Origin of the sequence: uncultured Legionella sp. (assembly GCF_937871865.1) — a bacterium.
Classification (GTDB): domain Bacteria; phylum Pseudomonadota; class Gammaproteobacteria; order Legionellales; family Legionellaceae; genus Legionella.
Genome location: NZ_CALMPD010000126.1, coordinates 24,956 through 35,697, shown reverse-complemented (window position 1 = coordinate 35,697; position 10,742 = coordinate 24,956). Strand labels below are relative to the sequence as shown.

The following is a 10,742-nucleotide window of genomic DNA, read 5'->3' as shown; positions in this document are numbered from 1 at the left end:
ACAGTACACGATAATTATCAGGGATAGTTAATAAAGCTCGTAGGGAGTGTTCTGCCTGTTCAAGTAAGGAAATAAATTGAGAAGTACGATGGCCAATTTCGAGTACAGACATACCAAGATGCTGCCAATTAAGTAACTCTCCCTGAGCCTCTTTAAGAATAGACTCAGGGAGCATTGCAGGTCCCGCACCAAAATTATAAATCCTGGTTTTCATCATTGCTGTCTTCAATTTCAGCGGATGCATCACCTTGAGAATCGTCTAAATCCTCAGAGCCATCGGCCAAATCTTCAATTTTTTGCATTCCAACGACTGACTCACCAGCACTGACATTAATTAAACGCACACCTTGAGTATTTCTTCCGATAATAGATAATTCACTTACTCTAAAGCGCACCAAAGTGCCTTTGTCTGTAATAAGCATGGCTTCATCAGTGTCTGTTACTTGTATGGAACGAACCACCTTACCATTTCGTTCAGTCACCTGAATAGAAATGACACCTTGTCCACCACGACCCGAAACACGATATTCATCAATGTCGGTTCGTTTACCGTATCCATTTTCAGTAGCAGTCAGAATAGTACCATTTGGATGAACAACAACCAGAGATTTAACCTCTTGTCCTTCTTCAATTCGTATGCCTCGTACACCTCGTGCAGTCCGTCCCATTGGTCTGACTTTACTTTCGGCAAAACGAATTACTTTACCGGCATCAGTAAACAACATGATGTCTCGTTCACCATCAGTAATATCCACACCCACTAAACTATCATCTTCATCCAGATCAACAGCAATAATTCCGTTAGAACGCGGTCGACTAAATGCTGTTAATGGAACTTTTTTAACGGTTCCTTTCTTTGTTGCCATAAAGACATAAGAACCATCCAGATATTCACGAACAGGTAACATGGCATTGATTTCTTCGCCTTCGGCCAAAGGAAGAATATTAATAATAGGACGTCCCCGAGAGATACGGCTTGCCAACGGTAATTGATATGCTTTTAACCAATACAGTTTTCCAAGGTTAGAAAAACACAACAATGTATCATGAGTACTTGCAATAACAAGACGAGCAACAAAGTCCTCATCCTTAACGTTCGTTGCTGATTTACCTTTTCCGCCTCTGCGTTGTGATTGATATGCAGTAATGGGCTGATATTTCACATATCCTTGATGAGATAAAGTAACAACAACATCTTCTTCTGTTATTAAATCTTCAATGGTTAAATCTTCTTGCGATGCGGTAATCTCGGTTCGGCGCTCATCACCAAATTGTGTTTTAATGTCCAGTAATTCTTCACGGATAACCTGCATCAAACGCTCTGGTGACGCTAGAATATCGAGTAACTCTTTGATTAAACGCAACAGCTCTTCAAACTCGTTCAGAATTTTATCCTGCTCTAGCGCGGTCAAACGATGCAATCTTAATTCAAGAATTGCTTGAGCTTGTGCAGCAGACAACTTATAACCGCCCTGATTGAGCCCAAACTCATCAGTTAAATCATCTGGTCGGGATGCATTAGCCCCCGCTGTTTCCAGCATTGCTTTTACCAAACCAGGTTGCCACTGTTTCGCCAATAATGCTTCCTTGGCATCTTGAGGTGTTGGTGATTGTTTGATTAATGCGATCATTTCATCAATATTTGCCAAAGCGATGCCCAGCCCTTCCAGGAGGTGAGCTCGGCTTCTTGCCTTTTTTAATTCGAAAATAGTTCGTCTGGTTACTACTTCACGACGATGCTTGATGAAATATTCAAGTATTTGTTTTAAATTCAAAGTACGCGGCTGACCATCAACCAATGCCACCATATTAATACCAAATACATTTTGCATTTGCGTATGGGCATACAGGTTGTTTAATACAACATCCGCAACTTCATTTCGTTTTAATTCAATGACGACCCGCATTCCCTGCTTGTCTGATTCATCTCGAAGTCCGGAAATCCCTTCGATTTTCTTATCTCGTACCAGCTCGGCAATACGTTCTACCAAACGAGCTTTATTTACTTGATAAGGTAATTCATTAATAATGATGGCTTGTCGTCCTGAATTCTCATCAGTTTCAATTTCAGTTCGAGCACGAATAACTACACGGCCTTTACCCGTACGATAGCCCTGAATAATGCCCGATCGGCCGTTAATAATTGCTGCCGTGGGAAAATCCGGGCCAGGAATTATTTCCATGATGTCATCAAGACTTGTCTCTGGCTCATCTACCAATGCAATACAGGCATTAATCACTTCGGTTAAATTATGAGGTGGGATATTGGTCGCCATCCCTACTGCAATACCTGAAGAACCATTTACCAACAGATTGGGAACCCTCGAAGGTAACACTACCGGTGCAAATTCTGTCTCATCATAGTTTGGGCTGAAATCAACAGTTTCTTTATCCAAATCAGCCATTAAAGCATGAGCTACCTTGGACATTCTGACCTCGGTATATCGCATAGCAGCTGGGGCATCGCCATCAACCGAACCGAAGTTACCCTGGCCATCAACTAATAAATATCTTAAAGAGAAGGGTTGCGCCATACGAACAATAGTATCGTATACAGCAGTATCTCCATGAGGATGGTATTTACCGATGACATCCCCGACCACACGAGCGGATTTTTTATAAGGTTTATTCCAATCGTTACCCAATTCACTCATCGCGTACAGCACACGTCTATGCACAGGCTTCAAACCATCTCGAACATCAGGCAAGGCTCTTCCTACGATTACGCTCATTGCATAATCCAGGTACGATTGTTTTAATTCGTCTTCAATATTAACTGGTAAGACTTCTTTGGCTAAATAAACCATGATTTGGACGTATCCTTATTCGATGATTAATATTAATTATGGATAAGAGGATACCATACAGACGGGTGTAATTGAATCATCTTACTTCACGTCATTTTGGCTCAAGCTAACGAAATGTCAACAGCACCTAATTAAGTGCCATGAAGATTGTGGGATTGCTGGATTGATGGCGCAGCCAGATTTGCCTGAGACTGCTTAAGATCCTCTGTTCTCGCTTCATCAATTATTTTTATAGCCTTCAAATCTGTCATCGCCATTCCAAGACCGCCCTCTAAGGACGAGCTCACACCAAACCAAAACGCGGTTATTGTAAACGAAGAGCCCAATCCATAAGCAAAAGAGTCAGGAGTAAACCATAACTCATAGGAATCAGTCTCTTCATTATGAAACTCTAGTTGGCGTTCAACATTGGAAAAATTAGATGCACCCACTAAAGAAGGATTGTCTCGTACACGCCTAGAAGAGCGCTTTGGGTAACAATATTCCTGCGCAATATGAGCAGGAACCTCTCTTTGAAGCAAACCAACCTTGAGCCAGAGCGCACCTCTAGCTTCCATATCCTCCGGTTTTTGATTAACCGCATCAATAAAAGCCTGCAATGCTTGCTTCAATGGAGTTAAATCAAAATGAGCACTTCGATGTTCTATTCCTTTTTGGGTATAGGTTAGCCCTCTCGTTGTTTTGAATAATTCATCACCAATAAGTTCCTCGATTTTTTGGACTCGTATCAAAAGCTCCTTCTTGGTATTCTCGTCCATATATTTTTCGAGCATGCGGCACATGTAGCTGTCTTTGGCCCAATAAGCGTATTCATATGCAGAGCAGGTGAAGGTTCTTCCTGAATAGTCTGTAAAAGGAATTTTTCTAGCCGTAAGTAGCTCTTGAGCTATCTCCTCATCGCTCTCAAGTAACTTTTCTGCTTCGTATTGAGCTCCATAAGCAACATGCTGTAAGAATTGTTTGACATTTATTTGCGGTTTGAAGTCAGGACGTTCTTGTTTGAGTTGAGTCAGTAGGTCTTTTTTGATTGTTATGTCTTTATGGGTAGTGATTCGTTCGTATAAAGCCTGCAATGCGGCTGACGTCATTGTCGCTGTGTCAATTTCGGTTTCCCTTGGAACTGATGTGTTATTATGAGGGATTTCTGTGTTTAAGGTACTTGCCTCACTGTATACCTTCTCCAAATGCTGTGTTAATTGGGGAGGTAACTGAAATAAAGAAGAGCATGCAAACTTGGCAAAGCTGGTACAAATCGAACCTTGATGGATGGAAAAATCTCCTTTTTTTGAGGCATCTAACAGAAAAAACTCATCAAAATGCGGTGAGTTTTTAATTTCTGCATAGCGTGTTGCAAAAGTTTCTTGAACGTTCTTAAATTCCTCCTGGGTCAAAGAGATATTGAGCTTCAATTCTCCGGTATGTCCATTTATCCAGAACAAACAGGCTTCTTCAATGCTACGGTTGCCTTGCTGTGCCTGAGCAAGCGCTTGAGCAAGAGAATGACTTAACTCAGGAGTACTGTCCAAAATACGCCCAAAATTCGTATCAGGACTGACTATGCCTTTTGTGACACAATAGATATTTGTGATGCCTAATAAAAATTGAGTTGCTATCGACCATGCTTCTACCTGAGTTAAGGTGTTGAAGGGAGATTCAATGACGTTATCGAATGCATTAGGGGCACAGTATTCCAGTAACACATCAATATACTCTAATGCTGTTGTTTGGGAATCAAACGCCATAATTTCATCAATGTCTTGCTGATTGATGGATGCGCCTTGTGGGTTTTGGGTCAAATCAACAGATACATTCAGTAAGGTGTTTATCCTTTCCTGCAGAGTTTGTCTTAAACGCTCAAAATCAACAGGTATTACAGCGGGTATTTGCGCTAAGGTCTGTTGAATCACATGGGATTTTAAATTTTTAGCCTGAAAGTTAAGTGGGGTATAAGCTTGAATGAGAGCTTGTTGTAATGGAGAGATACTTGTGCCTCTACCTTTTGCGACGCTTCGGTGCGCTACGCTAAATATTGGATTAGCAGCCTCTGAGCGAAGAAACCCATCTTCGTTTGTAGGGCGTAATACCATGCTGTATAAGTTAGAGGTTGTCCTGTCTTGCATTAACTCTTCCAGAGGGCGCGGGTAACTTGGAAAGTCCTGGTTTAAACACTCTAATTCCTTATTATATTCCAGATGGGTTACCGCCTCTAGATAGATATTAATCTGGATAAGTCTTTCTTGTTTCTGTTGACGAAGGGGTACATCTGCTTCCAATAGGCTAATGTCATGTTCCAAAGTCTCTTTATACGCAAGCAACTCGTCTTTGATAACGGCAAAAAACTCTTTTGTGGAATATACCGCTTTGCAGGTATTGTCGAGCCCAATTCTTGTCCCGCTAACTATGGGCATCAACACATGCACCATATTGTTTGGGCTTATGTATAGGTATTTAGCGAAGAGCGGCTCTTTCAGGATTAGTTTCATAAAAGACCTTTATCTGAGCGCAATGTTTTAAGTTATAGCATTTGTCGTCATTAATAGATGGTGCCAAATTGAAAAAAGTTCGCGTTGATACTTACATAGAAAGGGTATGGGGCATACTGTGTGCGACTTATTTAACAAACGATAACCTGTCAATTCAATTTATAAGTGGTTGAGTAAACCGGAAAAAATTGAGAATAGCGTTCATTCGTTGTTCCATCAGGCTGATGTATTTATAATAATTCAGAGAGAATCTTTCTGCCATTTTGCACGATGTCAACCGTCCTAAAGATGGAAAAGTGATTTCCGAGTAAGTTTTCATATTTCTCTGTTCATCTTTTAAATTCTCACCCATAATCATAATATGCAATTAGTTTTAAATTACTATTGTCTTGGATTTTTCTGCATAACATTCTTGTAATGCAGTAAATCAATGACAGCATATGAAAATGAAATTGATGTTTAAATTGACTGTAAGTGCTCATTTTTATATAGTTCCGCACACAACGTTAGATAAAATGCTGAAAAAGCATGAATCAATCAGGAGACACAATGACACAAAAAACAGCAAAACTAAGCATTGAAGGACAAGATACGCTGGAATTACCAATCTATACTCCAACATTGGGAAATGACGTTATTGATATTACCCAGCTTGGTGGAAGTGGCGTCTTTACCTTTGATCAAGGTTTTTTATCAACGGCCTCCTGCGAATCAAAAATTACTTACATTGATGGAGATCAAGGAGTTCTACTGTACAGAGGCTACCCAATTGAGCAACTGGCAGAAAAAAAAGATTTCCTGGATGTCAGTTATTTATTGTTAAATGGTGAGCTTCCCAATCAAGAAGAAAAGAAATCATTTGTAAGCCTAATCAATAACCATACGATGGTACATCAACAAATGTATCAGTTTTTGAATGGCTTTCGACGTGATGCGCATCCAATGGCTATTATGGTTGGTATTGTTGGTGCACTTTCTGCGTTCTATCATGATTCAATGGATCTGAATAACGAACATGATCGTTTCATTTCAGCTATCCGTTTAGTCGCGAAAATGCCAACTCTGGCAGCAATGAGTTATAAATACTCTATTGGCATGCCCTATATGTACCCACAAAATAAAATGACTTATGCTGAGAATTTTCTGCATATGATGTTTGGAGTTCCTTCAGAAAATACTACTCCAGATCCCGTTCTGGTAAGAGCAATGGATACTATCTTTATCCTGCACGCAGATCACGAACAAAATGCATCAACCTCTACAGTTCGCCTTGCTGGCTCAACTGGAGCGAACCCATTTGCTTGTATCTCAGCAGGAATTGGTGCTTTATGGGGACCAGCTCATGGTGGAGCAAACGAAGCGTGCTTGAACATGTTAAAAGAAATTGGCGATGTAAGCCGTATCGAAGAATACATCAAGCGTGCGAAAGATAAAAATGATCCGTTCCGTTTGATGGGCTTTGGACACAGAGTATATAAAAGCTACGATCCAAGAGCAAAAGTAATGCGTAAAACTTGCTACGATGTATTAGAAGCTGTTGGTGCAAAAGATGAGCCTTTATTTAAGCTAGCGATGGAATTAGAACGCATTGCCTTAGAAGATGACTATTTCATTGAGAAAAAACTCTATCCTAACGTAGATTTTTACTCAGGACTGACTTTAAGTGCTATAGGTATTCCAACCAATATGTTCACCGTAGTTTTTGCACTAGCCAGAACTGTAGGCTGGATGAGCCACTGGATGGAAATGGTTGCAAGCAAATCAAGAATAGGCAGACCACGTCAATTATATACTGGCGAAAGAAACCGCGATGTTCCATAAGGTTGAACAATAACGCCGTAGAAAGAGCCCAAAATTATTAATTTTTGGGCTCTTTTTTTTAAATTATTTCCTGCCTCTTACTTTTCGTAAATCTCTTTTTTACACTATAAATTTTATATAAGTAACGAGCCAAATTTCAGAGTGATCATAAAAAATGTAGTCCTGATGAGCGCGCAATGCAATCAAGGACAACGCGCGCTAAATGTCTCATCAATATTGATAAGTCTAGCAGGAGAAACCTTGCTTACGCTGCGCTGTATAACGGCTACACCTACACGAAACTATTCAGATTTAATCCTGTTTAATACACTACACCAGCCTTTAAAATCATTTTCAATTGCATCAATGGCTCTTTGTGGCTGGAATTCTCGCTCAACATCCCATGCAGTCCTTAATTCAGAAACAGACGTAAAAACTCCTGATCCAATAGCGGCTAAAATTGCAGCGCCTTTTGCAGTGGTCTCAATATCGTGTGGCTTTTGCACGGTTAGCTGACATTGATCTGCCAAAAACTGTAAAAACCATTGATTAGCTGCCATTCCCCCATCGACTCGAAGCAAACCCAAATCCAAACCACTGTCCTCTCTCATACAATTTAATACTTCTCTGGTTTGGTAACAGACACCTTCTAATGCTGCTCTGGCAAAATGAGCTCGATTTGTTGCACGTGACAAACCAAAAACCGCAGCACCGCTAGTTGATAACCAATGAGGAGCCCCAAGTCCCGTAAAAGATGAAACGAGATATACTCCTTCGTTGCTATCCAAGCTTTGTGCCAAAAGCTCTGTTTCGTCTGAAGATGAAATTAACTTCATTTCATCACGTAACCATTTAACAGTAGTTCCTGCGTGATAAATACTGCCTTCAAGGCCATAGGCTAACTTTCCTTTAATTTTATAAGCAATAGTAGTCAGTAATTTATCTTGAGATAAAACTGGAGTGCTCCCTGTATTTAATAATAAAAAAGCACCCGTGCCAAAAGTAGCTTTAACCATCCCATCATCAAAACACCTTTGCCCAATCAGGGCGGCTTGTTGATCCCCTGCCACACCCTGAATTGGAATTTCAAACCCCAACCATTCTTTATTGATATCACCAAAATGACTATCACAATCATAAACAGTAGGTAATATTGATTCAGGAATACCAAAAAGATGAAGTAGCTCGTTATCCCACTCTTCTTTTTTTATATTAAATAACATGGTTCTCGAAGCATTTGTGATATCGGTAACATGCATAGCACCTTTGGTCATTCTCCATATGAGAAAGCAATCGACAGTTCCAAAAGCAAGCTCTCCCTTTGAAGCCAGTTCTTTCGCCTCGGGAATATTATTTAATAACCAGTTTAATTTACTGGCTGAAAAATAAGGGTCTGGAAGCAATCCTGTTTTTTCTTGGATGGTCTGACTGTATTTTGCAAGATTAAGGCAATACTCTTCTGTTCGTCGGTCTTGCCACACAATCGCACGCGCCAGACACTCACCTGTTTTTTTGTTCCAGATAACGGACGTTTCTCTTTGATTCGTAATACCACACGAAATAATTTGTTTATTATCTAACTGAGATACTACATCCTTTATCGCTGTTAATGTTTTTTGCCAGATCTCTTCGGGATCATGCTCTACCCAGCCCTGATGAGGATAATACTGTGTCAGAGTATATTGACTTGAAGTAACCAGTTTACCATGATGAGTATAAATCATTGCGCGCGTACTACTGGTTCCTTGATCTATCGCTAGAAAATAATTCATTGTTGCCTATATTTGATTCCTATGCCTCAGTGTAATCTTTTTTTCAGAATACAAAAATATGGGTAATTATATTTATTACAAAATTCATTAAAGAGCCCCTTAATAGTAGAATCCAGACCATCCTGCATTGCTTGTATAATCAATAAAAATATAAATTTTTTCACTGAATGATTCCCCATTTACGACTTATCCTCTATATTGTTCTAATATTAACTAACGAATGAATTGGACATAGCTATGGAACCTACGTTAATTGAGATGCAACTAGAGGATATCCAAAAACGCCTATACAATATTGAGGCAAAGCTAAAAATCAATGTTCCTTCAGTTAGTTCATCAGTCAAAGAAACAACTCAAGCGAGCTCAAAACCAATATCCGGAAATCTATTAGGAGTAGTTTCGTCCATTTGTTTCATCCTTGCCGCTGGTTTCATTTTTAAACTATCGATTGATTCTGGCTGGTTAACTCATGAAAAGCAGCTGGGGCTGGCAACACTATTAGGATTAGCTCTCTTTGCTGCAGGCATTCTCATTTCAAGTACGGATAAATTTTATTCAAGCTTCCTGCCAGCAGCAGGTTCTACCATTTTATATTTAACCTGTTTTGCCGCTTATCAATTTTATTTTCTAATTTCATTTCAAACAGTTATTGCAATTACCTGCATCATAACAGGTATATCTCTTTGGTTTTACATTCAGTTCAAACATGATATTTACGCAATAATAGCCACAATTGGTGCCTACAGTGCACCGTTCGTTACCAACATAGATAATAATATAATATTTACCCTCTATTATTTTATTATTTGCTCTTTCACTTTTGCGACATTGTCTATATGGGTACAATCAAGAACCTTAACAGTGATTTCTGCTTATCTGGCAATTGCAATTACAGCCTATGTGGGTCTGAATTTAAATATGGATATGGTTATTGCCAGTGCCCTTGCTTTGAATTTCCTTATTTTTTCGGTAGCCACCTACTTCTATACACAATTAAATAACAAAGCACTCACTGAAAAAGAATGCTGGAGTTTCTTTCCGGTATTACTCATATTTTATGCCATGGAATATTATTTTATAAGCCGAATTAATCCCGCAATTGCCTCTTTGGTTTCAATAGCAGCAGCAGCGTTTTTAGTTGGATTAAATCTTTCTGCAAGAAAATGGTCTCCTAATACAACGATGTATAGCAGCAGCATCATTTTAATGTATATAACATTGGTCTTTTTCCATTCAATCTATTTGGAACTTTTACCACTGGAAGTTAAGCCCTGGCTTTTTATAATAATTACACTCGGTTACAGCAAGCTGTATAAAAAAATATCGCTAACCAATCTCAAAAATTTCATGATCATCCCTGTTATTGCATTTTCCTCAATTCTGGGAATTGAGTATTTAAGCATGTTAAGTCATCTCCTCAAACCATTTAGCTTACCTTGGGCAATAGTATCCTGGGCATCCTTTATGAGCCTCTGGTATATCATCATCAAACACCACAAAACACTTAATAAAAATAAGCATTACATCTTCTCATTGTTAGCAGCGGCCCATGTTTTATGTATTATGGGACTATACCAGCTGACTATTAATTACGGATCGCTTGCTGTCTCTTCATCGTGGTTAATCTATTCAATTATTGTGCTTTCGTTTTCCTACATTAATAAAGATTTAATGATGGCGAAGTCCGTATTAATTGTTTTAAGTTTTGCTGCAGGAAAAGCGCTTCTTTACGATGCGGCATCAACGCCCAACATTCACCGAACTCTAAGCCTTATTTTAACCGGTGTTGTTCTTTATGCATCAGGCTTGGCGATTAGAAGGATGGCTCGATAACACATTTATACCCTAACAGTATTTAGAATATGTCATTCAGAACTCTA

At 39.3% G+C, this 10,742-nt stretch carries 6 protein-coding genes; 2 read left to right on the top strand and 4 right to left on the bottom strand.

All coding sequences use genetic code 11. The features are described 5' to 3' along the window. The 3 genes from Q0495_RS06915 to Q0495_RS06905 all read right to left on the bottom strand — a co-directional run. A partial coding sequence (locus Q0495_RS06915) for an aminotransferase class V-fold PLP-dependent enzyme (protein ID WP_298624370.1) occupies positions 1-214 on the bottom strand: 214 nt, incomplete at its 3' end. Beyond that, positions 195-2,807: a DNA gyrase subunit A gene (gyrA, locus tag Q0495_RS06910; RefSeq protein WP_298624368.1), complete on the bottom strand. Its 2,613-nt coding sequence runs from the start codon at positions 2,805-2,807 to the stop codon at positions 195-197. The genes gyrA and Q0495_RS06915, both read right to left, overlap by 20 nt. A 131-nt stretch (positions 2,808-2,938) precedes the next feature. Then, positions 2,939-5,290 (bottom strand): SidC, encoded by a 2,352-nt coding sequence (locus Q0495_RS06905; protein ID WP_298624366.1) that lies wholly within the window; start codon positions 5,288-5,290, stop codon positions 2,939-2,941. Positions 5,291-5,839: 549 nt separating this feature from the next. Between Q0495_RS06905 and gltA the strand changes: the two genes are divergently transcribed. Then, positions 5,840-7,111, top strand: coding sequence for a citrate synthase (gene gltA / locus Q0495_RS06900; protein ID WP_298624364.1), 1,272 nt, complete (start codon positions 5,840-5,842; stop codon positions 7,109-7,111). Between the two features lie 281 nt (positions 7,112-7,392). Here the strand turns inward: gltA and glpK are convergent, their stop codons facing one another. Continuing rightward, positions 7,393-8,862: a glycerol kinase GlpK gene (gene glpK / locus Q0495_RS06895; protein WP_298624362.1), complete on the bottom strand. Its 1,470-nt coding sequence runs from the start codon at positions 8,860-8,862 to the stop codon at positions 7,393-7,395. Positions 8,863-9,099: 237 nt separating this feature from the next. Here glpK and Q0495_RS06890 point away from each other — a divergent pair, with 237 nt between their 5' ends. Next, the gene (locus Q0495_RS06890; protein ID WP_298624360.1) at positions 9,100-10,695 is read left to right on the top strand and encodes a DUF2339 domain-containing protein; all 1,596 of its coding nucleotides are present in this window, start codon (positions 9,100-9,102) and stop codon (positions 10,693-10,695) included. Positions 10,696-10,742 lie beyond the last annotated feature (47 nt).

Excerpts from the sequence above, each read along its gene's own strand:
- Q0495_RS06890 (WP_298624360.1), top strand. The coding sequence starts at position 9,100 with ATGGAACCTACGTTAATTGAGATGCAACTAGAGGATATCCAAAAACGC.
- glpK (WP_298624362.1), bottom strand. The coding sequence starts at position 8,862 with ATGAATTATTTTCTAGCGATAGATCAAGGAACCAGTAGTACGCGCGCA.
- gltA (WP_298624364.1), top strand. The coding sequence starts at position 5,840 with ATGACACAAAAAACAGCAAAACTAAGCATTGAAGGACAAGATACGCTG.
- gyrA (WP_298624368.1), bottom strand. The coding sequence starts at position 2,807 with ATGGTTTATTTAGCCAAAGAAGTCTTACCAGTTAATATTGAAGACGAA.
- Q0495_RS06905 (WP_298624366.1), bottom strand. The coding sequence starts at position 5,290 with ATGAAACTAATCCTGAAAGAGCCGCTCTTCGCTAAATACCTATACATA.